This window comes from Actinoplanes aureus, assembly GCF_015704865.1.
In the GTDB taxonomy this organism is placed as follows: domain Bacteria; phylum Actinomycetota; class Actinomycetes; order Mycobacteriales; family Micromonosporaceae; genus Actinoplanes; species Actinoplanes aureus.
Genome location: NZ_JADQTO010000022.1, coordinates 1 through 22,749, shown reverse-complemented (window position 1 = coordinate 22,749; position 22,749 = coordinate 1). Strand labels below are relative to the sequence as shown.

The following is a 22,749-nucleotide window of genomic DNA, read 5'->3' as shown; positions in this document are numbered from 1 at the left end:
ATCCTTCCGGAAGGACCACATGATGCTCGACTCCATCACTACCCCGCTGAGTCGCCGCGGGCTGCTCGGCGGCGCCGCAGCCTTCTCCGCCGTCCTGCTGACCGGATGCGGCGCCGAATCGAAGCCGGCGACCACGACCGCGGGCCAACCCCGCCGTGGTGGTCGACTGCGGGCCGCGTTCGCCGGCGGCGGTGTCAACGAGACCCTCGATCCGCATCTGGCGAACCTGTTCAACGAGGCGTCCCGCGCCAAGGCGTTGTTCGACAAACTCGCGGACTATGGCCCCGACGTGTCCATCCAGCCCCGCCTCGCTGAAAGCTGGGAACCCAACGCCGACCTCACCCGCTGGACGATCCGGCTACGGCAGGCCACCTTCCACGACGGCAAACCAGTCCGGGCCGCCGACGTGCTCTACAGCTACACGCGGATCACCGATCCGGCGAAGGCGTTCCGCGCCAAGGCCAGTCTCGACATGATCGACCTGCGAAACAGCCGGGCCGTCGACGACCGTACCGTCGAACTCGCGCTCAAACGGCCGTTCGCTGACTTCCCCAACGTGCTCGCCGCGTTCGGCGCCTACATCGTCCCGGAAGGCGCGACCGCCTTCGAGAAGCCGATCGGATCAGGGCCGTTCACCTTCGGCTCGTGGCAACCGGGCCGGTCGCTGCTGCTCAAACGCTACGACGGCTATTGGGACGGCGCCGCCTACCTCGACGAGCTGGAATATCTGATCAGCAACGAGGAGTCCGCCCGGGTCAACGCACTGCTCGCCGGGCAGGTCGACTACGCCCACGACATCACCCCGACCACCGCCCGCACCTATGAGCGCGACAACCGGATCACAGTCACCCGGATGCCGAACAGCACCATGCAGTCGTTCGCCATGAAGGTCGACCGGCCGCCGTTCGACAATCGGGACCTGCGCGAGGCCATGTTCCTGCTCACCGACCGGCAGCAACTCGTCGACACCGTCCTGGCCGGCAGCGGTCAAGTGGGCAACGACCTGTTCGGCAAGGGCTATCAGCACTACGCCGGCGACATCGCCCAGCGCACCCGCGACCTCGACCGCGCCAAGTCCCTCATCGACAAGGCCGGCGCCAGAGGTCTGCGGATCACCCTCGACACCGCGCCGGTCGCCAGCGGGTTCGTCGAAGCCGCCAGCGTCTTCACCGAACAGGCCGGCCAGGCCGGTCTGGTCATCGAGACCAGGCTCGGCAACAAGGACACCTACTGGAAGGACATCCTCACCTCCGGGGTACTGGCGTCCTACCGGTCCGGCGCGATGCCGATCGAGACCCACATCTCCCAGCGGCTGCTGACCGGCTCCACCACCAACGCCACCCGATGGGCGCGCCCCGACTTCGACGCCCTCTACAACAAGGCCATCTCCAGCAACGACGATCAAGCCCGCAAGCAGGCGTACGGCGACATGCAGCGCCAGCTGCACGCCGAAGGCGGGTTCTTGATCTGGGGATTCGCCGACTTCCTCGTCGCCGCCCGGCCGCAGGTCGGCGGCATCTCCGCCGATGCCCCCGCCAACACCCTCGACTGGGCCCGCTTCGACAAGGTCTGGCTGGGTTGAGCCTGCCGCGCTACGCCGCCCAGCGGCTGCTGCTCGGGCTCGGGCAGGTCGCCGGCATCGCCACCATCGTCTTCGTGCTCACCGAGGTCCTGCCCGGTGACGCGGCCGTGGTGATCGCCGGCGACCAGCCCGACCCGGCCCGCATCGCCGCGATCCGCGCCCAGCTCGACCTGGACCAGCCCGCCGTGCAGCGCTACCTGCACTGGCTGGGTGACCTGCTGCACGGCGACCTCGGCGTCTCACTGGTCTCGCAGCAGCCGATCACCGAACGGCTCGCCGCGAGCGCCGGCGCCACACTGCTGCTCGCCGTGCTCACCCTCAGCCTCCTGGTGCCGCTGGCCGTGACCGTCGGCATGCTGGCGGCCCGCCGGGAAGGCGGGCTGCTCGACCGGACGCTGTCCACCGTCGCGGTCGCCCTGTACGCGGTACCGGAGTTCGCCCTGGCGGTCCTGCTGATCGCCGTGTTCGGTGTCCAATTGGGCTGGTTGCCGCCCACCGCGTTCGGCACCGACCTGATCAGCCGGCCGGCTGTCCTGGTGCTGCCGTTGCTGGTCCTGCTTGCCCGCCCCATCTGCACCATCAGCCGGCTCACCCGCGCCGGCATGCTGGAAGCCCTGAACTCGGAGTATGTGCGTCACGCCGCCCGGCTCGGCATCGGCGGCCCCCGGCTGTGGCTCGGCCACGCCCTGCCCAACGCCCTGGCCCCGGTCGTGCAGCAGCTCGCCCGGACCACCGACTGGCTGCTCGGCGGGGTCATCGTCGTCGAGGCGGTCTTCGTCATCCCCGGCCTCGGCACCGCCCTGGTCGACGCCGTCGCGACCCGCGACGTACCCACCATCCAAGCGCTGTGCGTGTTGATCGCGGTCATCACGGTCACCGTCAATCTCGGCGCCGACCTGATCGCCTTCCGACTCGCCCCCCGCACCGGAGCCGCCCGATGAACCGGCCCGCCCGCACCGTCCTCGGCGCCTTGTTGCTCACCGTGCCGCTGTTGCTCGCCGTGCTCGGCCCGGTCTTCGCCGGTTCTCCGAACGTGCGTGGAGCGCCGTTCACCACCGACGGGTTGCTGGGCACCGACTTCGTCGGCCGCGACGTCGTGCACCAGGTGCTGCTCGGCGGCCGGTCCATCGTGCTCGTCGCGGTCACCGCCACACTCCTGGCCTACCTGGTCGGCGTACCGGTCGGAATGCTCGCCTCGACCAGCCGCCGCCGCTGGCTCGACGAACTCCTCATGCGGCCTCTCGACCTCGTCCTGGCCGTACCGTCGCTGCTGCTGTTCATCTTGCTGGCCGCCACCGCGCCACCCGGCCCGGCCACCCTGATCGGCGTCGTCGCCCTGATCGCCGCACCGGAGATCGCCCGGATCACCCGAGCCGCCGCCCTCCCGCTGGCCCACGGGCCCGCCATGGAAGCGATGCGCCTGCACCGCGAGACCTGGAGTCGCCGCGCGATCGGCTACGTCGGCTACGGCATCCGCCGCGTTTTGCTCGCCGACGCCGGAGTCCGGTTCATCGGCGCCGTCTACCTGGTCGCCACCGCCAGCTTCCTGGGCATCGGCGTCGCACCCGACGCCGCCGACTGGGCCGTCATGGTCGACCGCAACCGCACCGGACTGTTCCTGCAACCCTGGTCGGTCGTCGTCCCAGCCGTACTCATCATCGCCTTGGCCGTCGGGTTCAACCTGGTCACCGACCGGATGCTGACCCGGAAACCGGTGTCAACGGCGCCGCCCGCACCGGCCAGACCCCAATCAGCCTCTACTGGAGCCGTCGCCCAGGTGGCGAACGTTTCCGCAACCGCCGGCGACCGTGCCGTTCTCACCGGGGTGAATCTCGAGGTGGCCGCCGGGCAGCTGCTCGCGATCGTCGGCCGCTCCGGCAGCGGCAAGAGCACCCTCGGACGAACCCTGCTCGGCGAAACAACGCCCGGGATCACCTGGAGCGGCGACATCTCCGTAGCCGGCCACATCGTCAGCGAAGGCACACCAGCACCACCCGGCACCGTCGGCTACGTTCCCCAGCAACCGTCGGCCGCACTGAACCCGGTACGCCGCATCGGCGCCGTCCTGAAGGAACTCACTCGCCGACACAGTGCCGGTAGCGACCGCCGCGCCCGCCGGCAGGCGGTCACCGAGGTGCTGACCCGCGTCAGCCTGCCCAGCGACCGGGCGTTCCTGCGCCGCTTCCCGCACCAGCTCTCCGGCGGCCAGCAACAACGGCTCGTCATCGCCCACGCCCTGTTGTGCCGGGCCGTCCTGCTCATCGCCGACGAACCCACCACCGGACAGGACGCCATCACCCGCAACGACGTCGCGGACGAACTAGGCCGGCTGGCCCACGACGGCATCGCTGTCGTGTTGCTCAGCCACGACCTCGAACTCGTACGCTCCATCGCCGATGACGTCCTGGTCCTGCAGGACGGAAACACCATCGAACACGGCCCGGCGACCGAGGTGCTCGCTACACCCCGGCACCAGCACACCCAAGCCCTGACAACCACGCCCCCGGCTCCTGCCCGCACCGCCGCCACCGGCGGCCCACCGCTGCTGCGAATCGCCGGGCTCTCTGCAGCTCACCGCGACAACGACCGCACCCGGACAGTCCTGCACCACCTCGATCTCACCGTCCCTGCCGGTCAGAGCCTCGCCGTCGTCGGCCGGTCCGGCAGCGGAAAGACCACCCTCGCCCGCTGCATCGCCGGCCTGCACACCGCCCACGGCGGCACAGTGACCCTGGACGACCAGCCACTGCACCCGCGGCTGGACCGGCGCCACCGTCATCAACTCGCCGCCGTGCAGTACGTCTTCCAGGACGCCCGAGCCAGCTTCAACCCGTACCGGCCCGTCCTCGACCAGATCCTTCGGGCCGCGCAACGCCTGACGGACGCGAGCCCCGACGCCGCCCGACGCGCTGCCCTCGATCTGATCGAACGCGTCGGACTCACCGAAGGCATCGCCAGCCACCGCCCGGACCGGCTCTCTGGCGGCGAATTGCACCGCGCCGCGCTGGCCCGCGCGCTCATCACCGGCCCACGCCTGCTGATCTGCGACGAGATCACCGCCGGCCTCGACGGCATCACCCAGCACCGCGTCCTCGACCTGCTCGACGACCTGCGCCGCGGCCTCGATGTCGCGGTCATCGTCATCAGCCATGACCGTGACGTCGTCACCAGGGCAGCCGATCACATCGTCGTGCTCGACGACGGACACATCGTCGAACAGGGGCCCGCCGCCGACCTGCTAAACCGGCCGCGTCATTCACAGACCCGTGCCTTGCTGCACACCGAACCGGCGTCCGCAGCACCACACCCGTGACTGAAGGGAACCCATGCACGAAGGCGGGCGGTCCCGGGCTCGGCAGCAGGCGGCTCCGCATCACCTTCCCGTGAATCGCGGACGGCACCCCGGCTCAGGGCCTCCCGCATGGTTCGTCGACTGCTGGGCCGGTGAGCAACATGGTTGCGTGATGCGGCAGGGCGCGTACGGCGGCTGGGGCAAGCCGCTGTGGCCCAGCGTGGCGGCGCTGTGGGAAGAGATTGCCGACAATCTGGCCGCGATCGGCCCCGGCGACCAACCGGACCGGGTGCCGACCAGCGCCGGTGAGTGGTGGTTTCCCGCCGCTTGGTGGCACCCGGACAGATGAGCACGCCCGACCGGCGGGCCAGCGCATCGCTACAGCGTCGCGTTCGTCACCTTGGAAGTCGCCCGGCCGTCGGCGAGTGCGGCGGCGGCCGCCGGAACCGGGAGACCGCCCGGCAGGCTGAGAAGACCGGTGCGTAGCGGGGCCACGGCCCGTGCACGCCCCGGACTGAGATGATGATCGATATGGTCGATCAACCACAGCCGGCACCGTCACACCCCGCCTATCCCTTGCGCACGCGGCGACTGTCTCTGCGCCCGCTGACCGACCGGGACATCGACGTCCTGCTCACCTACCGGGCCGACGCGGAGGTCTGCCGTTACCTGCCGTTCGAGCCGATGACCCGCACCGACATCGAGCAACACCTTGCCTCGCGCTGGGCCGGCACCTGGCTCACCGACGAGGGCCAGGAGCTGAGGCTGGGTGTCGAACTCGCCGCGACGGGCGAACTCATCGGTGATGTGGTGCTTTTCTGGCGCAGCCGCGAACACCGTGGTGGCGAGATCGGGTACACGCTGCATCCCGGTTTCCAGGGGCACGGGTACGCCACCGAGGCCGTGCGTGCGGCGCTCGGTCTCGGTTTCGACGTGCTCGGGTTGCATCGGATCGTGGCCCGGGTCGACGAGCGCAACGAGGCCTCGGCCCGGACGGCGCGGCGCCTGGGGATGCGCCAGGAGTCCCGGCTCGTACGCAACGAGATCTTCAAGGGTGAGTGGAGGACGAGGCTCGATTTCGCCATGCTTGCCGACGAATGGCGCCTGGCGCAGCGGAGCAGACCGGAATGACAGCGGTTGTCCCTGCCTCGCGCGGGGTCTGACGGCGCCGTGCTGTGAGACGGCGCCATGCGTCGTCTCAGGTCCCGGCGACCGGCGGCCGGTGAGATCGGTCTTGGCGGGCCTGCGTTGAGACCCGGAGCACACCATCGCAGTCGATGTCACACTCCGGGCGCCTGGCGCGCTCTGGGATGGCGACCGCGACAGGAGGGCCCATGATGTTCGACATCCCGCCGGAGACGCCTACGGCAACGACAGAAAGCTTTGTGCCGCCTGATTCACCGGACCGGAAGGCAGGATCCGACTCGGCGGCAGGAGCCGCGACGCACGTGTTCGCTGCCCACCGAGAGCTGCTGTTCTCCATCGTCTACAACATGCTCGGCAGCGTCGCCGACACCGAGGACGTACTGCAAGAAGCATGGCTGTCCTGGGCGACCAGGCACCGGACACCAAGTGCGGAGCGGATCGACAACCCTCGCGCGTACCTGGTGCGGATTGCGATGAACAAGGCCCTCGCGCATCAAGCGATCATCAGCCGGCGCCGTGAAACGTACGTCGGGCCTTGGCTGCCGGAACCGCTCGTCGGCCCTCTTGCCGGCACCGTTATCCCCGATGATGCCGCTGACGGGGCGGTGCGTGCCGTGTCGGTGTCGATGGCGTTGCTGGTGGTTCTGGAAACCCTTACCCCGCTGGAACGCGGTGTGTTCGTCCTGCACGAGGTGTTCGGTTACGCCCACACCGAGATCGCGGAGATTCTGGGCCGCAGCCCCATGGCGATTCGCCAGCTCGCCCACCGCGCCCGCGAGCACGTTCACGCCCGGCGCCCCCGCTACGAGCCCGATCCGCGTGTCCACCAGCAGGTGACCGAACGGTTCTTGGCCGCCGCGCTCGGCGGTGACCTGGACGCCCTCCTGGAGATCCTGGCGCCGGAGGTGACCCTGTGGGGTGACGGCGGAGGCGGGGCTCCGGCCCGTGGGGGCCTGCGGCCGTTGCACGGCCGGGACAAGGTCGCGCGGCTGCTCACCGAGCTCGCCGCCCGGCGCGCTGACCAGGGTCTGAGTGTCGTCTACCGCAGCGTCAACGGCGATCCGTCAGCGCTGCTGTTCGCCGGCGACTCCCTCTACGCCGTCATCGTGGTCGACCTTACTGCGGCCGGCAACGAGGTCGGTGGGATCTACATCGTCGCCAATCCCGACAAACTCGCTCACGTCGACTGATCACCGAGGAATCCTCAAGATGCGAAGAATTGCGTCCCTGCCCGGTGGCAGGGTGACGAAATGGGTCATCGTCGTCCTCTGGATCGCCCTGCTGATCCCTGCGATGATTTTGGCCGGCAGACTCGGCGACGTCCAGGAGAACGACAGTTCGGCCTGGCTGCCCGGCAACTCGGAATCGACCGAGGTCGTCAACCGGGCTGAGAAGTTCCACCCCACCGACACCCTGCCCGCGATTGTGATCTACGACCGGCCGGAGGGCGTCACCCTTGCCGACATGGCTGAGGCCCAGGCTGACGCCGAAGCCTTCAGAGGCATCGAAGACGTCGTGGGGGAGCCGCAGGGACCGCTGAAGGCCCAGGACGGCAAGGCTATTCAAACCGTGGTCCAGGTTCGCGCAGGTAAGGAGGGCTGGGCGGGAATCGGCAAGGTCGTCGACGAAATGACCGAAATCGGACGACACAACGCCCACGGTCTCGGTTTCCACGTCACCGGACCTGCCGGTCACGCATCCGACTCGATCAAGGCCTTCGGGGGAGGGGGCGCCCTGACAACGATCACCGCGCTGGTGGTGGTCGTCATCCTGCTGTTCACCTATCGCAGCCCGTTGTTACCACTACTGCCGCTGCTGACCGCCGGTGGCGCCCTGGTCACGTCGGAAGCGGTGATCTATCTGATGGCGAAGAACGCCGGGCTCACCGTCAACACGCAGACCAGTTTCGTCCTGACCGTGCTGGTGTTCGGCGCCTCCACCGACTACGCACTGCTGCTCACCTCGCGGTACCGAGAGGAACTGCGGCGGCACGAGGATCGCCACGAGGCGATGACCGAGGCCCTGCACCGCTCCGGTCCCGCGATCATCGCCAGCGCCGCAACCGTCGCGGTCAGCCTGATGCTGCTGATGCTTGCCACCCTCAGCTCCACCCGAGGGCTCGGGCCGGCGTGCGCCGTCGGCATCCTCGTCGGGCTGCTTTCCATGATCACCTTGATGCCGGCCCTGCTGGTCATCTGCGGCCGATGGATCTTCTGGCCGATGAAGCCATCGTATGGATCAGCCGGGCCGATCAAGGAGGGTGTCTGGACCCGGATCGGCACCGCCGTCGCCGGCCGACCGCGGTCCGTGTGGATCGGCACCGTACTCATTCTCGGCGTCATGGCGATCGGAGTGGTCGGTCTCCAAGCCGACGGGCTGTCCGCGAAGGACCAGTTCACCAACAAGCCGCAGGGCGTCGTCGCCGAGGAGATCCAGTCCAGCCACTTCCCGGCCGGGTCGGGCGACCCCATCTACGTCGTGGCCGGCGCTGCCTCGGCAGAGCAGGTGAGGATCGCGCTGTCCGGCGTCCCGGGAATCGCCGCCGTCTCGACGCCGGTGATCAAGGATGCCGAGGCCATCATGTTCGGTGAGCTCAAGGACGCTCCCAGCAGCTCTGCCGCGATGCGCACCGTCGAGCGGGCCAGAACCGCGGTCCACGAGATCGAGAGCGCGGATGCTCAAGTCGGCGGCACCACAGCGATCATGCTCGACACCCAGCAGGCGGCCACCCGGGACTCCACGGTGATCATCCCCATCGTGCTCGTCGTGGTGTTCCTCATCCTCGCGCTGCTGCTCCGGGCGATCGTCGCACCCCTGCTGCTCATCGCGACGGTCGTGCTGTCCTTCGGAGCAGCCCTCGGTGTGAGCAGCCTGGTGTTCAACCACGTGTTCCATTTCGCCGGAGCGGAGGCCTCCTTCCCGCTCCTGGCGTTCGTGTTCCTGGTTGCCCTGGGCATCGACTACAACATATTCCTGGTCACCAGGGTGCGGGAAGAAGCATTGCTGTACGGCACCCGGCCCGGCGCGCTGACCGGTCTGTCCGCCACCGGGGGTGTGATCACCTCAGCGGGCCTGGTGCTCGCCGGTACCTTCGCGGCGATGGCCTCGCTGCCGCTGGTGTTCGCGGCCGAGCTCGGGTTCGCGGTCGCGTTCGGCGTGCTCTTGGACACGCTGATCGTCCGCTCGGTACTCGTCACCGCGCTGACCCTGGACGTGGGTCGATGGATGTGGTGGCCCAGCGCACTGTTCAAGCATCACGACGTTCTCCACCCGGCGGCGAAGCCCGACCTCGAACCCGCTCACGCGGGCAGGTGACATCCGCTGCGTGCGCCCGTCTCCGCTGGACCCGGGCGCACGCGCGGGGGCGAACACCGTAGCCGACCGGCATGGGCTCTAGATCTAGACGCGCCCGGCCGGCGCGCAGCGGTCACAGGGCCCGGTCGAAGACCATCATGTCCCTGCCGGGCCCGTCATAACCCACGATCGGCCCCGTCACCGTGAACCCCAGGCGGTCGTGAAAGGCGATCGACCCGGCGTTCATCGGCGAGGTGATCGCCTTTACCCCATTGCATCCAGCCGCTCGCGCGAGTGCGAAGAACTCCTCGTAGAGACGCCGACCGAGGCCGGCACCGCGGGCGGCGGGCGCGACACCGGCGAAGTGGACGTAAGCCCGGCCGGGTTGCGACGGCGAGAGCACACCGATCAGAAAGCCGGCGAGGACACCGGTCCGGTCGCGTGCGACCAGGCTGGAGCGGTGGAAATGGTCGAGGAAGAGCCGCGGCAGCGAGCCGGCGATTGCCCGTGCCCACCAGTCGTCAACAACGGCGACTATCTCGTCATAGTCGGCGGCCCGCGCGGGGCGCAACTCCCAAGCCATGCCCTCGATCATGGCCACGCCGGGATCATCGTGTCCAGCGCCGAGGCTTGACGAGCGGACAAGGCCGTCCGCCCGCGGCGGCCAGGCGACCTCAGGGAAGCGGTCATGAATGCCGAGTGAGCGTCCACACGAGCAGGGTGGCGGCGGTGCCCAGGGTCGCCAGGCGCACATGGTTCAGCCTTACCCAGCGGCGCGCCAGGATGGCCTTCCGCTCGGGTGTCGTGTCAGCGGTGAAGAACAATCGCAGGTTGACCCGGGTCACGATGTAGACGGTGACAGCGGCGCTGATGAGGCAGAGCGCGACGCCCAGGGTGAGTGGTGGATGCGGTACCTGCGGCGCGTTCCATCCGGCGATCCCGGCGGCAAGGGTCACGAGGACGGTGAGCGGGGTGGTGGGAATGTAGTAGCGCACCGGACTGCCGGGAGCCAGGAACCCGCCGCCGAGCTGTACTGGTTGGCCCGCCATCGATTTCCACCCTGGCGCGAGCACGATGGCCTCGTAGAGGTTGCCGAAGAACCAGTGGGCATGGCCGAGAACCGCGAGGGTCGCCAACGCCACGAAGAGAGCTTCAGTTGTCATGTCCAACCCTCCGGTACGTCGCGGCGGTCCAACGTGGCCGCCGTGCTGCGGACCGCTTGGGCCACCAGGTGCGTGGCGGCCATGACGATGAGCCCGGCGGTGACGACGTGGGTGGCCACCATCGGCACCGGCAGGGCGAGTGCGTTCTGAACGGAGCCGATCACCCCCTGGGCGAGCGACACGGCCAGGAGCGTGCTCGCCGCCCGGCGTACGGGCCGCGCCGCACCGGTGATGTGCAGCGCGACCAGTGTGGCCACCTGGACGCTGATCAGAACCAGCACGGCGACGGCGTGTGCCGATGTCAGTGCGGCGGCGTCGAGACCGAGGCGGCGGGCGGTGTCGTCACCGGCGTGTGGGCCGCTGCCGGTGACCAGGGTGCCCAGGACCATGACGATCGTGAGGCCGACGGGTAGCGCCACCACGGCGAGACGGACCCGCCGGTCGGCCGGAACGCGGAACACGGCGTGCGGTCGTCGCAGAATGTCGACCAGCACGGTCAGAGCGGCGATCAGGGCCATGCTGACCAGGAAGTGACCGGCGACGATCTCGGGGGCGAGTTCCCGGCGAACGCTGAGGCCGCCGATCAGGCCCTGCAGGCCGACTCCGGCCAGCACGCCGACTGCCAGCGGGAGGCTCCGGCGGGGCCGGTGGCGGTCGCGCAGCAGTGCCGTCACGACGGTGAGGGTGACCAGACCGACGACGATGCCGAGCATGCGGTTGCCGAATTCGACGATGCCGTGCATTCCCATCTCGGCGGTGGCGACGAAGGAACCGCTGGTGCATCGGGGCCATGTCGGGCATCCCAGCCCGGAGCCGGTCAGGCGTACGAGGGCGCCGGTCAACACGATCAGCGTGTTCGCCACCAGCGCCCCGACAGCGGCTGTACGCGTCGCTCCGGCAACGCCTTCGCTCGGCCGGGCCTCGTGGGGCCTGCCGCGGGTGCGTACGCCAGGCATGGGGTCGGTCATGGCCGGGTGATCGTGGAGGACGCCGGTGCGGCGCTGTCGCGGGCAGGGAAGGGGTCAGTCGCCGTGGGTTGTGGTGGCGGGGGCGTGAGCCTGCTGGGCCACCAGCCGGCCGGACCGGCGAGTCGAACGATGGCGGGTACGAGTAGTCCGCGGACGAGGAAGGTGTCCAACAGGATGCCGAAGGCGAGGGCGAAGCCGAATTGGAACAGGGTGTCCAGCGGTTGGGTCATGAGTGCGGCGAACGTGCCGGCGAGGATGAGTCCGGCCGAGGTGATGACTCCTCCGGTGCGGGTGAGGGCGAGACGCAACCCGTCGATGGTGCCGTGTCTGGCGGTCTCCTCGCGGATTCGGGTGGCGAGCAGGATGTTGTAGTCGACGCCGAGAGCGACCAGGAATACGAAGATGTAAAGGGCGGCGCCTTCGGTGATACCGGCCTGGCCGTCAAGGACGACAGCGGTGACCACAGTGGCTCCCAGGGCCGCCAAGAACGAAGCCACCATCGTGGCTACCAGGTACAGCGGCGCCAGCAGGGAGCGCAGCAGTGCCACGATGAGGATCGTGATCAGACCGAGCAGCAGGATCGCGATGACGGGCGCGTCGCGGGTCGCGGCGGCACGGCGGTCCAGCGCGGCGGCGCTTTCCCCGCCGACCATCACCTGGGCGGAGCCGAGGCCGGCGGCGGTGAGGGTGGCGCGAACGGAACGGCGAAGCCGTTCGGTACGGTCCAGCGCGGCCGCCTCGTACGGGTCGTCGGTGTAGACCACGTCCATCCGGGCGGTGTGCCCGTCGGGGGAGAGGTACGTGCGTCCGGGCCCTCCGGCCAGCGCGGTGAGGCCGGCGGCGGTGCCGTCGGGCGCGGTGCCGTCGGGACGGGTGGGGCCGGTGACCTGTTGTACGCCGGGGATGGCCGCGACGCCGGCGCTGACCCGCTCCACCACATCAAGGTGGCCGTGCAAGGCGACCGGGGCGTCGAGGAGAACATACGTCGGGGCGAGCCGACCGGCGGGGAACGCGTCGGTGAGAAGCTGCTGGCCCCGGGCCGATTCTGTCTGGGCACGGAACCCCGAGATCGCGTCGTAGTTCTCCCGGTACCCGACCAGACCGGTGGAGAGTGCGGCGAGCACGGCGAGGCACGCGGCGACCGTGAGCACCGGGCGGCGGATGACGATGGCGGCGACCCGCCCCCACAGTGAGGAGGCCGCCACCGTACGGGCGTGCGTCTTCAGCGGCCAGAACGCATACCGGCCCAGGAGCAGCACCAACGCCGGGACGAACGTCACCGCGACGAGGAGCATCACCGCGACCGAGACGGCCAGGTACGGCCCGAGTGACCGGTAAGAGGGCAGGCTGGCGGTCAGCAGGGTGAGCAGGCCGACGACGACCGTGCCGGCGCTGAACACGATCGCCGGCCCGACCCGGCGGAGTGCTGCGGTCATCGCGTCGTACCGCTGCGAGGTCTCGGCGAGTTGCTCCCGATACCTCATGATCAGGAACAGGCAGTAGTCGGTCCCCACGCCGAACAGCAGGACAGTGCCGATCGAGGCGGTCATCTCGCTGACACCGACGAGCCCGGCGCGAGCCAGGGCTGCGCCGATTGCGCTGGTCACGGCCATCGCCACGCCAACCGCCACCAGAGGTACGGCGGCGAGCACAGGTGAGCGGTAGATGACGAGCAGCAGTGCCAGGACGAGGCCGATCGTGACGGTCAACAGTGTGGTGTCGGCTCGGCGGAAGACGGTGACGCTGTCGCGGGCCACGCCGGCCGGTCCGGTTACCCGGATCTCGAGGCTGCCCGTGCCGCTGCCGGCGATCGCCCTGATCGCGTCGACGGTGCCGCCGAGGGCCGGGTCGGCCGGGTCGAGGTCGATCCCGGCCACGATCATCGTCGTCGTGCCGTCCGCCGATCGCAGGTCCGCCGCATCCGGAGTGGTCGCGACCGACACCACTGCCCGGACACCGGCCGGTCGGCTCGCACCGGTCAACCGGTGCGAGATCCGCCGGACCTCGGCGAGATCGTTGCCGGTCAGACCGCCGGGATTGCGCAGTACCACGACCGCCGGGATGCCGGCGGCGTCGGGAAACGCCCGGGCCAGCAACTCTCCGGCGCGGACCGACTCGGCCGTTGCCGGCGCCGCGGTCGGGCCCTCGTCGTCGGGCACCTCGGCCGCACCCGGTGCCAGCATCGGCGCGATGGCCGCCAGGAGCAACCACCCCGTCACGACGCCCACAGCGATGCGCTTCATGCGGACGGCAGAGCCGGCCATGACACCTCCAGTGAGTAATTTCCCGACGCTAAGTCGGGAACGTTACCGACGTGGCGTCGGAATCACAACCGCGATCACAGGTGCTGTCTAGACTGGCGGCGTGCCTCGCATCAGTGCCCCCACCGTCGCCGAGCACCGCTCGCGGCAGCTCGCGGCGCTGCTTGACGCGGCACGTGACCTGATCACCGAGCAGGGACCGACAGCCCTGACCCTGACCGCGCTGGCCCGCCGTACGGGCCTGTCCCGGCCGGGGTTGTACGAGTACTTCCGCTCCCGCGAAGAGCTGGTGACGGCGATCGTCGAGGACGAACTTCCCCGCGCCGCGGAACGCATCCGCGAGGCCCTCCGTGACGCCGGCCCCGATCTCGCCGCCCAGATCCGCGCATACGTGTATACACAGGCCGAGATGATGGGCAATCCCCGCCACGCCGCCGTCAGCGCCCTCGCCGTACAGGCACTACCCGCCACTCACATCCAGCGCATCCTCGACGGACACGGCGTCATCGTCACCCCGCTCGCCGACGCCCTCACCCGCGCGGGCATACCGGACGCGGAGCTACGCGCCGAACTCGTCCAAGCGGTGGTGGACGCGGCGGGACGTCGGATCCAGCAGCAGGACCCCGGCACCGACTCCGCCACGGCCGGCACCGCCGCCGTCGTCGACGCCGCTGTCGCCCAGATCCTGCACGGGCTGACGCCGGCCAAACCGCCCCGCCGCCGACGCAACCCACCGCCGTCGAAGTGACCACCGGTCGCACCAAGCTCGCCCGCGGCTACGCGACCGCCTGTGCTCTACCTGGACCGCAGCCGTGACCGCCCGCCGCCCGGCCGCGCCGGCGCTGACCCCGGTCCAGTTCCGCGGGCTGTTCCCGGCGTTGGCCGACCGCGTGTGGCTCGACACTCCGGCCAGCCCGCCGGGTGCTGTGCCGGTCACCCAGGCCCTGATGACGGCCTTGACCGACTGGCGGGACGGTCGGCTGGACGCATCGGAATGGGAGCGCGCCGCCCCGGCGACGAGGCTGGCATTCGCCCGTTATCTCGGCGTTGCGCCTCGTGACGTCGCCCTGCTCGGCTCGGTCGCCGAGGCCGCCGCCACCGTCGCCGCCTCACTGCCCGCCACCGGCACGGTGGTGATCGGCGACGACGAATTCCGCAGCAACCTGTTCCCATGGCTGGGCCTGCGGGCCACGGGTTGCCGGATTGTCCGCGCACGCACGGGTCCGGCCGGGCGGACCGAGAGCATTCTGGCCGCCATCGACGCGACGACCACATTGGTTGCCGTAAGTCACGTGCTGTCCATCGACGGCGAACGGGTTGACCTGAACCGGGTCCGGGCCGCGACCCACGCCGTCGGCGCGCGATTGTTCGTCGACGCCACCCAGTCACTGGGCGTGCTACGACCCGAACTCGCCTCGGTACGCCCGGATTACTTGGCCGTGCACGGATACAAATGGTTGCTCTGCCCCAGGGGCGCCGCCTGGTTGGTGACACCGCACCACGACGAGTTGCGGCCGCTGCAACCCAGCTGGAAATCCGCCGTCGACGGCGGCTATTTCGGTGGCTCACCTCAACTCGCCTCGAACGCGGCGCGCTGTGACACGTCACCAGCGTGGCTGTCGTGGATCGGCGCCGGTGCCGCCCTGGAACTCATGTCACGCCTACTCGAGGCGGCGGTCGAAGAACACTGCCTCGACCTCTCGCGTACCTTTCGGGACGGTGCACGCCACGCCGGAGCCGTCCCGGTCGGCGCCGGGCAACCAAGCCACATCGCGGTGGTCCGCGTCAGCGACCCTGACGCGCTGCGCCGGCGGCTGCGGTCATCCAGGGTTCAGGCATACCTGGCCGGCGACCGGCTGCGCGTGGGCTTCCACTACTTCAACAACCACGACGACGTCTCCGCTGCGCTGCGGGCGCTTTCCACCTGATCCGGCGGCCGAACCATGATGGTGATATCTGCGAAGCGCTCCGCTCAGCGACGAACTTCCCGGCAGCGGTCGGCGGCGACGCGGACGAGCTGCAGCGCCAGCCCGTTGCGATACCACGCCCCGTGCGCAAGCAGCCGGTGTCGGACGCGGGTGGTATCCGGGCCGATGTACGTCCGGATGACCCGGGGCGGCAGCGGGAATCGCCGTGCCTGATCGTCGTAGGACGCGCAGACTCCGGGGCGGTCAAGAAAGCTCCACCAACCAAGCAGCAGCGTGCCGGACAGCTCGTACGGCCGGTAGCCGTTGTCCGGGCCATGAGTCACGTAACCCCAGCGGTAGAGCCCATTGTGGCCGTCCATGAAGTTGGTCGTCCGGAAGGACGGGAAATCACGGTTGGGCGGGACGAGCACCCTGCTGAGGAATTGGGTGGCGAGCCGGTGGCGCGGCTGGTCGTAGTAGGCGCCGACCGGGTGCCCTACCCCATACGCCTCTGACAGGCTTGTCAGCCATAGCGGAAGGCGATGGCTGTGGCTGGTGTCCTCGGCGATATCCGAGACTCTGGCCGGTGCGAGGTTCGGCCCACCGTTGTGGTGGCCCGCATAGGCGTAGTCCGGATGGCCGGCCCAGATGCCTGGCTGGAACAACCAGCCGCCGGTGCGGGTTGGCGTGACGTGTTGCCGGAACACCTCGCGTGCCGAAGCCAAGGCATCGCTCACCGCCGTCGCCCGAGCCGGCCGGTTCCCGCTGACCCGGGCAATCTGGCGCAGGTCGGCCGCGATGGTCATCAGATACAGCTCCTGATCGACGATGGCGCGGGCGTAGGGAGGCCTGGTCGAGGATTGATCTAGTTTCCACCGAACCCGCTCGGCGATCCCGCCCGGAAACGGTGCCGCCCCGTACGTTCGCGCCGGTTCCCGGAACCACAGCCGGTCCACCTCGTCGGCCAGTCGGCGTACCAGTCCCGGCGCAACGAGCCCAGGGCGGCCCGAGCGGTGCGCCAGGACCGCGAAGCGACTCGCCAGTTACAGATACTGCAGGCGGTTGAGAGGGCTGTCAGCCGAGGCGACGGAGTCGTCCGTGGCCATGAAACGCCGGAAGTGCGCGGCGACTGCCCCATCCGGTCCGCCCGCTGGCGGGCGAACGCCGCGTGTAACGGCACCTGCAGCACGTGTCCGGCGTTGTACGCCTCGTCGTCGCGCCACAGCGGATCGGCCAGATAGCGGGCGACGGTGCTGCTCCACAATCCGCTGTCGGTGGTCTGGGTGGCGGTCGGTCCGTCGGCGGCGACGACCGGTGGCGCTGGCGGCCCAACCGCGATCACCATGCCCAGGGCAAGCAGGAAACGCTGCAGCCGAACGAGACCCATGGGCGCACGATACCGTTCTATCCCATTTTATTCGGATATTCTGCGATCTGGCCCCATCACTCTGAGCGACCTGACCGGCCTGATTCGCCGGCCAGACATGCGCCCCGGCTACCACAAGGCATCCAGCGAACGGTTCGGCGCGCATGGCGTCGTCACCCCACAGCCCATGAGCTCCCACCCCATCGACCAGGTCTTCCGGGGTTGGAACAGCTGTTCTCGGCAACGAGTTGGCGGCCGCGCTCGACGCTGTTGCGGTCGACGTCGACCACTTCGACCAAGCACGAGCCATTGAAGTTCCCGCAGATATTTTCTGATGAGCGGCAACCTGCGGGCCGCAAACGGCATGTACCCCGATGTAAGCGAAGACCATCACGATCCGGGGGACCTGAAATGTTCGCACCTCTGCGCCTGCTGCTGCCCGCCACCGCGATTCTTCTAGGACTCGCTGCCTGCGGTTCCTCGCCGGCTCCCGCTCCGCTCGGTGCGCCATCAGGCCCAGTCTCCGCCGCTCCGGCTCCGTCATCGGCCGGTCCGGCCCCTACCTCAGCCGCTCCGCGCTCCGTGGCCAACTCGACGTCAACTCGTACAGGCGAGTGCCCCTCGGCGAAGACCCTGGAGATGCTGGTCGACCTGCCGAAGGACTGGCGTTTCGTCCCGTCGAGTGTGGAGTGCTGGAAGGGCTGGGCGACGGCTGCCCCGGAGGGCCCGGACCTCGGTGACGGCGTCTACCTGTTCCAGTACAAGGCCGGTACGGGCTGGCGCTATCACAGCCAGGGCAGTGGCTACCACTGCGAGGATCTCGGCATCAAGGAGGCGGCGCCGTTCTGCCAGTACCCATGACCGTGGTGACGGGGCCGGCGTGCTGGCCCGCACCGGCTACGGTGTGCGGCACAAGTCGGCCGGCGCCACCGCCTCAACGATTGTTGGCCACGGGGGAGCACCAGCGAGGCATGTCGAATTCAACAGATGACCTCTTCTGCGACTTTGTCCGGACCCGATCACCGGCGCTGCTGCGGACGGCGTTTCTGCTGACCGGTGACCGGCACCTCGCCGAGGACCTGGTGCAGGATGCGCTGGCCCGCACCCATCGTGGCCGGCACCGGTTGAACGATCCCGGGCACTTCGAGGCTTACACCCGTACGGCCATGTACCACCAGCACGTGAGCTGGTGGCGAGGTCGCAGGGTGGCGGAGTCGATGCCCGGTGAACTGGTCGACGTCGTACAGCCCGGCAGTGACCACGCCCGCCGTACCGATCTCAAGCTTGCCCTGCATGAGGCCCTCGCCCAGCTCACCCGGCGGCAACGTGCCGTGCTGGTGTTGCGGTTCTTCGAGGACCGCAGCGAGGCCGAGGCCGCGGATCTGCTGCGCTGTTCGGTCGGCACGGTCAAAAGCCAGACCAGCAAGGCGCTGGCCCGCATGCGGGCGCTCGCGCCCGAGCTGCTTTCGGCCGTGATGGAGGAAGCCTGATGACCGACGAATTCGGGCCGCTGCGTCAGGCCATGTCCGATCTGGCCGAGCATGGCGGAAACACTGATCTGTACGAGCGTTCGCTGCGCACATCGCGGAAGTTGCAACGGCGTACCGCGCTCGTCGTCGGCTCCGCGGGCGTGGCGGTGGTGTTCGCCATCGGCGGCGCAGTCGCCGTGGCCACCGCCAACCGGCCGGGCCCGCCGACGCCGGCGGCGACCCAGCCGGCGGCGCCCAGTACCGCCCCGACCTCGGCGCCCAGCGTCGCCCCGACTTCCGCGGCGCCGAGTACGACACCGCCGTCGTCGGTGCCGCCTACGTCCTCCCGGACCAGTAACCGGCCCCGGTATCCCGACTGCCCCTCGGCGAAGACGCTCGAGAAATTGGCCGACCTGCCGAAGGACTGGCGTTTCGTCCCGTCGAGCGTGGAGTGCTGGAAAGACTGGGCGACGGCCGCCCCGGAGGGTCCGAACCTCGGTGACGGCATCTACCTGTTCCGATACAAGGCCGGCACGGGCTGGCGCTTCCACAGCGAGGGCAGCGGGTTCATCTGCCAGGAACTGGGGATCACCTCCGGCAACCCGCCGTTCTGCCAGATGGACTGATGACTTCTGAGCCGTGGCCAACCCCTGGCGCGGTAGACACGACCACCCCCGGCAGGCCGTATTGAGGCCGTGGGCCGACCACGTGATCAGCAGCGCGCGCCCGCACGTTACGCAGGCTGACCCCGGCGTCGAGCCTGGCCGTTACGAACGTATGCCGGTGCTGGTCGCGAGGGTGTGGGTGGCGGTGAGTCGCCGCCCTCGCAGCACCGTTTCCCCTGCGGTCCCGATAGCGGCAAACACGCCCAGCGCCACATGACGAGCTGGGCGTGTGACCGGCGTCACCCGCGGGTGTGTCACGGATCGGAAGGCCGCTCTGTCTCGTGGCCATGACGGAGATCAAGAACCAGACCGTGATCGTCGCCGGAGCCAGTGGTGTCTTCGGCCGGCACATCCGCGAGGCGCTGACCGACGCCGGGCACACCGTGCTGGGCTTGGGCCGTGGCGAGGGCAACGAGATCCGCGGCGACCTGCTCGACCGGGACGGGCTGCTGCGGGCGTTCGAGGGAATCAAGGCCGACGTCGTGGTGCACGCCGCGACCGCACTGCGCAAGCCGCCGATGACGCACAAGGGCATGTTCGGCACCGACGACCTGCGGGTGGCCGGGACCGCGAACCTGATCGAGGCGGCCAAGCTCGCGGGCGTGCGCCGCTTCATCGGCGAGAACGTCGCGGTCGGCTACGGCTACCGCGACTTCGGCGACCGAGTGCTGACCGAAGCCGACGAGTTCGGGGCGCCGGTAACCGATCCGAAGATCAACCGGCACCTGGAGGGCATACGAGAGAAGGAGCGCCTGGCCCGGGAGTCGGGGCTGGAGGCGATCTCACTGCGATTCGGCTTCTTCTACGGGCCGGGTGGCACCGAAGCGATGGTGCACATGCTGCGGAAGCGGCAGATGCCGGCGTTCAACGACCACGGTCGCGTCTCGCCGTGGACGCATCTGGCGGACGCGGCCGCCGCCGTCGTCGCGGCGATCGATCGGGGCCGGCCCGGTGAGGCGTACAACGTCGTCGACGACCACATGGGCTTCGGAGGGCTGATCCAGGCGCTCGCCGAGATCTTCGGCACGCCCAAGCCGTTCACCGTACCCACCTGGATGATGGCACCCGCGTCGTACATGCACCTGATGCTCGGCGTCAACATGCGGGTCTCGAGCGAGAAGGCACGCCGCGAACTGGGGTGGCGGCCCGCGTACCCGACGGTGCTCGACGGGCTGCGGGCGCAGGCGTCCGCTCACGTCTAATCTGGTCCCATGATCGACAACCAGGTCTTCGCTCAGCATCGGCGGCTGCTCTTCGACGTCGCGTACCGGATGACGGGGAGCGTCACCGATGCCGAGGACATCTTGCAGGAGGCCTGGCTGCGGTGCCGCGACGTGGACGGCGACCAGATTGCCAACCCTCGGGCGTACCTGGTCAAGACCGTCACCAACCTCTCGCTCAACCAGCTCACCTCGGCCCGCGCCCGCCGCGAGACGTATGTGGGGCCATGGCTGCCCGAGCCGGTGCTCACCGCGCCCGACGTGGGTCAGGAGGTCGAGCTGGCTGAATCGATCTCCATGGCGATGCTCGTCGTCCTGGAGACGCTCACCCCCACCGAACGCGCAATCTTCCTGCTGCACGACGTCTTCGGCTACAACCACGCCGAGATCGCATCGATTCTGGACAAGTCCGAGGTCGCGGTGCGGCAGGCCGCGGCCCGGGCGCGGGCGCACGTCGCGGCCCGCCGGCCTCGCTTCGACGTCGACCAAGGGGTACGCCGAGAAGCAGTGGACCGGTTCCGCAAGGCCTGCGCCGGCGGCGACCTGAACGCGATGATGGAACTGCTGGCGCCGGAAGTGGTCTGCTGGTCGGACGGTGGCGGCAAGGTGACCGCAGCCCGCCGCCCGCTGGAAGGCGCCGACAACGTCGCCCGCTGGCTGCTCGGCGTCTTCGCCAAGCCGCAGACACAGAACACACAGCTCGTGATCACCGAGATCAACGGCGGACCGGGCATCCTCGGCCTCGTCAACGGGCACGCGGCCGGGGCGATCTGCTTCGACTTCGACGGTGAGCGGATCACCGGCGTACGCATGCAGGGCAACCCGGACAAACTCCGAGGCCTCACCCGCTGACCCGCGACCACCGTTGATCATGAACCTAAGACGATCTTCAACGGAGTAGATCCGGGTCACCTGTGCCAGTCGCTACCCACTCGTGCCGTAGCGACCGCCACCTTCGCGGCGTACCCGGTCGGCGTCAGCCGACCCGACCGGCCGCCACGATGGCGGCGGACTTCTCGGCCGTGAGCCGCAGAAACAGCCGCGCTCCCGCCTGTCAGAAGGTAAGCCCGACACCGAATGGGTAAGCCGACGGCTCACGTGCCCGCGATCGTGGAGAACGTCCGGGTGCTGACCCGCAGCTCGCACGCGGCGAAGACGTCAAGTTGGCGGACCCGCCCGGTCCGGTTCACGGCGACACCTGTCTCCAAGGCCGGATCCCGCACCACCGCCATGATCGGCTGCACTGATCTCGGCTACTCCGGACACCGTCCTTCCCGTGCGAGGTGACTTGTCGTAGTCGATAGCGCTCGGGATGGACGTCCTGCAGACGGACCGACGTCGATGCTATTCGCTAGCCGGCCGTGGAATCTGGTCCGACCGAGAGGATCCTGGAATGGTGGAGGCCGCGTCGAGAACGTCTGCACCGACCGTAAGGCCTGGCTCGCTGAACTCGGCACCATCCGCGCCCAGGGGATGATCCTAGCCCGGCAGCAGGAGTTGCTGCAGGAACTAAAAGCTCCTAACACGATCTGCTGGATCGATGTTGATCAGCGTTGCGAGGCGAAGATCAGTCTCGTTTCGGTCGTCGTGAGCAAGGCGTGGGTCGTCGACGACGAGTTGTGGAAGCTGATCGAGCCGGTGCTGCCTGCGTGGCCGGCGAAGGCTCCGGGCCCGCGGCCTGTGTCGGACCGGCTGTGCCTGCAGGGCATCCTGTTCGTGCTGCACACCGGCATCGGGTGGGAGGACCTGCCGCAGGAGCTCGGGTTCGGCTCTGGGATGACGTGCTGGCGGCGGCTGCAACGCTGGACTGAGGCCGGCGTGTTCGACCAAGTCCACCAGATACTGCTGGCCAAGCTGAACGCGGCGAACCGGATCGACTGGTCGAGAGCGGCGATGGACGCGAGTCACATCGACGCGAAAAAGGGGGTGCCGGGACAGCCCCGTCGCCGGTCAACCGCGGCAAGCCCGGCTCGAAGCACCACCTGATTTGCGACGGTAACGGCACCCCGGTCTACGTGCTGACCAGCGGCGCGAACGTGCCCGACATCAAACGGGCCCTGGACCTGCTCGACTGCTACCCGCCGATCGCCGGACGCCCGGGCCGGCCCCGGCGCCGCTTTGCCGCCCTGCTGGCCGACAAGGCTTACAGCAGCGCGGCGTTCCGCCAAGCCTGCCACGAGCGCGGCACTGAGCCGATCATCCCCAAGCCCAAGACGCACGGTGTCAAAGGCTTGGGCAAGCTGCGCTACGTCGTCGAGCAGACCTTCGCTCTGCTGCACCAGTTCCGCCGGCTTGCCGTGCGCTGGGAACGCCGCCTCGACATCCACGACGGCTTTGTCAGCCTTGCCTGCGTCCTAATCTGCTGGCGCCGACTGATCAACTGGACCCGCTAAGAGATCGTGTTAGGAGCTTTAAG

General features: G+C 69.1%; 22 protein-coding genes. 15 read left to right on the top strand and 7 right to left on the bottom strand.

Annotated elements, in window-relative coordinates; genetic code table 11:
* Positions 1–19 precede the first annotated feature (19 nt).
* The 7 genes from I4J89_RS34885 (at position 20) to I4J89_RS34855 (ending at position 9,335) form a co-directional block, all read left to right on the top strand.
* Positions 20–1,582: an ABC transporter substrate-binding protein gene (locus I4J89_RS34885; RefSeq protein WP_230860102.1), complete on the top strand. Its 1,563-nt coding sequence runs from the start codon at positions 20–22 to the stop codon at positions 1,580–1,582.
* The gene (locus tag I4J89_RS34880; protein ID WP_196418421.1) at positions 1,579–2,523 is read left to right on the top strand and encodes an ABC transporter permease; all 945 of its coding nucleotides are present in this window, start codon (positions 1,579–1,581) and stop codon (positions 2,521–2,523) included. The genes I4J89_RS34885 and I4J89_RS34880 overlap by 4 nt, the downstream gene beginning before the upstream one ends.
* Positions 2,520–4,895 carry an ABC transporter ATP-binding protein/permease gene (locus I4J89_RS34875; protein WP_196418420.1) on the top strand — a complete coding sequence of 792 codons (2,376 nt, stop codon included), beginning with the start codon at positions 2,520–2,522 and terminating at the stop codon, positions 4,893–4,895. Before I4J89_RS34880 ends, I4J89_RS34875 begins: the two co-directional genes overlap by 4 nt.
* 148 nt (positions 4,896–5,043) lie before the next feature.
* Positions 5,044–5,223, top strand: a complete 180-nt coding sequence (locus I4J89_RS34870; RefSeq protein WP_196418419.1) for a hypothetical protein — start codon at positions 5,044–5,046, stop codon at positions 5,221–5,223.
* 182 nt (positions 5,224–5,405) lie between these two features.
* Positions 5,406–6,005 carry a GNAT family N-acetyltransferase gene (locus I4J89_RS34865; RefSeq protein ID WP_196418418.1) on the top strand — a complete coding sequence of 200 codons (600 nt, stop codon included), beginning with the start codon at positions 5,406–5,408 and terminating at the stop codon, positions 6,003–6,005.
* A 317-nt stretch (positions 6,006–6,322) separates the two neighbouring features.
* Entirely contained in the window at positions 6,323–7,210 is an 888-nt protein-coding gene (gene sigJ, locus I4J89_RS34860) for an RNA polymerase sigma factor SigJ (RefSeq protein ID WP_309238594.1), read from the top strand.
* Between the two features lie 19 nt (positions 7,211–7,229).
* The gene (locus I4J89_RS34855; RefSeq protein WP_196418548.1) at positions 7,230–9,335 is read left to right on the top strand and encodes an MMPL family transporter; all 2,106 of its coding nucleotides are present in this window, start codon (positions 7,230–7,232) and stop codon (positions 9,333–9,335) included.
* Between the two features lie 112 nt (positions 9,336–9,447).
* Here I4J89_RS34855 and I4J89_RS34850 read toward each other — a convergent pair whose 3' ends face one another.
* From I4J89_RS34850 to I4J89_RS34835, 4 genes are all read right to left on the bottom strand, one after another.
* Positions 9,448–9,909, bottom strand: coding sequence for a GNAT family N-acetyltransferase (locus I4J89_RS34850; protein WP_230860118.1), 462 nt, complete (start codon positions 9,907–9,909; stop codon positions 9,448–9,450).
* 91 nt (positions 9,910–10,000) lie between these two features.
* A complete protein-coding gene (locus I4J89_RS34845) occupies positions 10,001–10,477 on the bottom strand; it encodes a DUF1772 domain-containing protein (protein WP_196418417.1) in 477 nt (158 codons plus the stop codon).
* On the bottom strand, positions 10,474–11,445 hold the full coding sequence (locus I4J89_RS34840; RefSeq protein ID WP_196418416.1) for a COX15/CtaA family protein: 972 nt from the start codon (positions 11,443–11,445) through the stop codon (positions 10,474–10,476). Before I4J89_RS34840 ends, I4J89_RS34845 begins: the two co-directional genes overlap by 4 nt.
* Positions 11,442–13,709: an MMPL family transporter gene (locus I4J89_RS34835; RefSeq protein ID WP_196418415.1), complete on the bottom strand. Its 2,268-nt coding sequence runs from the start codon at positions 13,707–13,709 to the stop codon at positions 11,442–11,444. The genes I4J89_RS34840 and I4J89_RS34835 overlap by 4 nt, the downstream gene beginning before the upstream one ends.
* Before the next feature lie 100 nt (positions 13,710–13,809).
* Here I4J89_RS34835 and I4J89_RS34830 point away from each other — a divergent pair, with 100 nt between their 5' ends.
* Both I4J89_RS34830 and I4J89_RS34825 read left to right on the top strand, forming a co-directional pair.
* Positions 13,810–14,454, top strand: coding sequence for a TetR/AcrR family transcriptional regulator (locus I4J89_RS34830; RefSeq protein ID WP_196418414.1), 645 nt, complete (start codon positions 13,810–13,812; stop codon positions 14,452–14,454).
* A 64-nt stretch (positions 14,455–14,518) separates the two neighbouring features.
* Positions 14,519–15,634 carry an aminotransferase class V-fold PLP-dependent enzyme gene (locus tag I4J89_RS34825; protein ID WP_309238593.1) on the top strand — a complete coding sequence of 372 codons (1,116 nt, stop codon included), beginning with the start codon at positions 14,519–14,521 and terminating at the stop codon, positions 15,632–15,634.
* Positions 15,635–15,678: 44 nt separating this feature from the next.
* Here the strand turns inward: I4J89_RS34825 and I4J89_RS34820 are convergent, their stop codons facing one another.
* Together I4J89_RS34820 and I4J89_RS34815 are read right to left on the bottom strand one after the other, a co-directional pair.
* Entirely contained in the window at positions 15,679–16,419 is a 741-nt protein-coding gene (locus I4J89_RS34820) for a hypothetical protein (protein ID WP_196418413.1), read from the bottom strand.
* A 59-nt stretch (positions 16,420–16,478) separates the two neighbouring features.
* Complete coding sequence (locus tag I4J89_RS34815) at positions 16,479–17,000, bottom strand: hypothetical protein (RefSeq protein ID WP_196418412.1); 522 nt, start codon at positions 16,998–17,000, stop codon at positions 16,479–16,481.
* Positions 17,001–17,618: 618 nt separating this feature from the next.
* On the opposite strand from I4J89_RS34815, the gene I4J89_RS34810 reads away from it, so the two are divergent.
* The 5 genes from I4J89_RS34810 (at position 17,619) to I4J89_RS34790 (ending at position 21,185) form a co-directional block, all read left to right on the top strand.
* Positions 17,619–17,840 carry a hypothetical protein gene (locus tag I4J89_RS34810; protein WP_196418411.1) on the top strand — a complete coding sequence of 74 codons (222 nt, stop codon included), beginning with the start codon at positions 17,619–17,621 and terminating at the stop codon, positions 17,838–17,840.
* Between the two features lie 110 nt (positions 17,841–17,950).
* Positions 17,951–18,469 carry a SigE family RNA polymerase sigma factor gene (locus I4J89_RS34805; RefSeq protein WP_196418410.1) on the top strand — a complete coding sequence of 173 codons (519 nt, stop codon included), beginning with the start codon at positions 17,951–17,953 and terminating at the stop codon, positions 18,467–18,469.
* Positions 18,469–19,074, top strand: coding sequence for a hypothetical protein (locus I4J89_RS34800; RefSeq protein WP_196418409.1), 606 nt, complete (start codon positions 18,469–18,471; stop codon positions 19,072–19,074). Before I4J89_RS34805 ends, I4J89_RS34800 begins: the two co-directional genes overlap by 1 nt.
* Before the next feature lie 326 nt (positions 19,075–19,400).
* Positions 19,401–20,315: an NAD-dependent epimerase/dehydratase family protein gene (locus I4J89_RS34795; RefSeq protein WP_196418408.1), complete on the top strand. Its 915-nt coding sequence runs from the start codon at positions 19,401–19,403 to the stop codon at positions 20,313–20,315.
* 9 nt (positions 20,316–20,324) lie between these two features.
* Positions 20,325–21,185: an RNA polymerase sigma-70 factor gene (locus I4J89_RS34790; RefSeq protein ID WP_196418407.1), complete on the top strand. Its 861-nt coding sequence runs from the start codon at positions 20,325–20,327 to the stop codon at positions 21,183–21,185.
* A 242-nt stretch (positions 21,186–21,427) separates the two neighbouring features.
* Here the strand turns inward: I4J89_RS34790 and I4J89_RS34785 are convergent, their stop codons facing one another.
* Positions 21,428–21,577: a hypothetical protein gene (locus tag I4J89_RS34785; RefSeq protein WP_196418406.1), complete on the bottom strand. Its 150-nt coding sequence runs from the start codon at positions 21,575–21,577 to the stop codon at positions 21,428–21,430.
* Between the two features lie 343 nt (positions 21,578–21,920).
* On the opposite strand from I4J89_RS34785, the gene I4J89_RS34780 reads away from it, so the two are divergent.
* A protein-coding gene (locus tag I4J89_RS34780; RefSeq protein WP_196418545.1) for an IS5 family transposase occupies positions 21,921–22,726 on the top strand; the annotation gives its coding sequence in 2 pieces (ribosomal slippage) (positions 21,921–22,251 and positions 22,251–22,726; 807 coding nt in all).
* Positions 22,727–22,749 lie beyond the last annotated feature (23 nt).

Coding starts and splice junctions, on each gene's coding strand:
- I4J89_RS34885 (WP_230860102.1), top strand. CDS start 20: ATGATGCTCGACTCCATCACTACCCCGCTGAGTCGCCGCGGGCTGCTC.
- I4J89_RS34875 (WP_196418420.1), top strand. CDS start 2,520: ATGAACCGGCCCGCCCGCACCGTCCTCGGCGCCTTGTTGCTCACCGTG.
- I4J89_RS34865 (WP_196418418.1), top strand. CDS start 5,406: ATGGTCGATCAACCACAGCCGGCACCGTCACACCCCGCCTATCCCTTG.
- I4J89_RS34855 (WP_196418548.1), top strand. CDS start 7,230: ATGCGAAGAATTGCGTCCCTGCCCGGTGGCAGGGTGACGAAATGGGTC.
- I4J89_RS34850 (WP_230860118.1), bottom strand. CDS start 9,909: ATGATCGAGGGCATGGCTTGGGAGTTGCGCCCCGCGCGGGCCGCCGAC.
- I4J89_RS34845 (WP_196418417.1), bottom strand. CDS start 10,477: ATGACAACTGAAGCTCTCTTCGTGGCGTTGGCGACCCTCGCGGTTCTC.
- I4J89_RS34840 (WP_196418416.1), bottom strand. CDS start 11,445: ATGACCGACCCCATGCCTGGCGTACGCACCCGCGGCAGGCCCCACGAG.
- I4J89_RS34835 (WP_196418415.1), bottom strand. CDS start 13,709: ATGGCCGGCTCTGCCGTCCGCATGAAGCGCATCGCTGTGGGCGTCGTG.
- I4J89_RS34820 (WP_196418413.1), bottom strand. CDS start 16,419: ATGACCATCGCGGCCGACCTGCGCCAGATTGCCCGGGTCAGCGGGAAC.
- I4J89_RS34815 (WP_196418412.1), bottom strand. CDS start 17,000: ATGGGTCTCGTTCGGCTGCAGCGTTTCCTGCTTGCCCTGGGCATGGTG.
- I4J89_RS34810 (WP_196418411.1), top strand. CDS start 17,619: ATGCTGGTCGACCTGCCGAAGGACTGGCGTTTCGTCCCGTCGAGTGTG.
- I4J89_RS34805 (WP_196418410.1), top strand. CDS start 17,951: ATGTCGAATTCAACAGATGACCTCTTCTGCGACTTTGTCCGGACCCGA.
- I4J89_RS34800 (WP_196418409.1), top strand. CDS start 18,469: ATGACCGACGAATTCGGGCCGCTGCGTCAGGCCATGTCCGATCTGGCC.
- I4J89_RS34795 (WP_196418408.1), top strand. CDS start 19,401: ATGACGGAGATCAAGAACCAGACCGTGATCGTCGCCGGAGCCAGTGGT.
- I4J89_RS34790 (WP_196418407.1), top strand. CDS start 20,325: ATGATCGACAACCAGGTCTTCGCTCAGCATCGGCGGCTGCTCTTCGAC.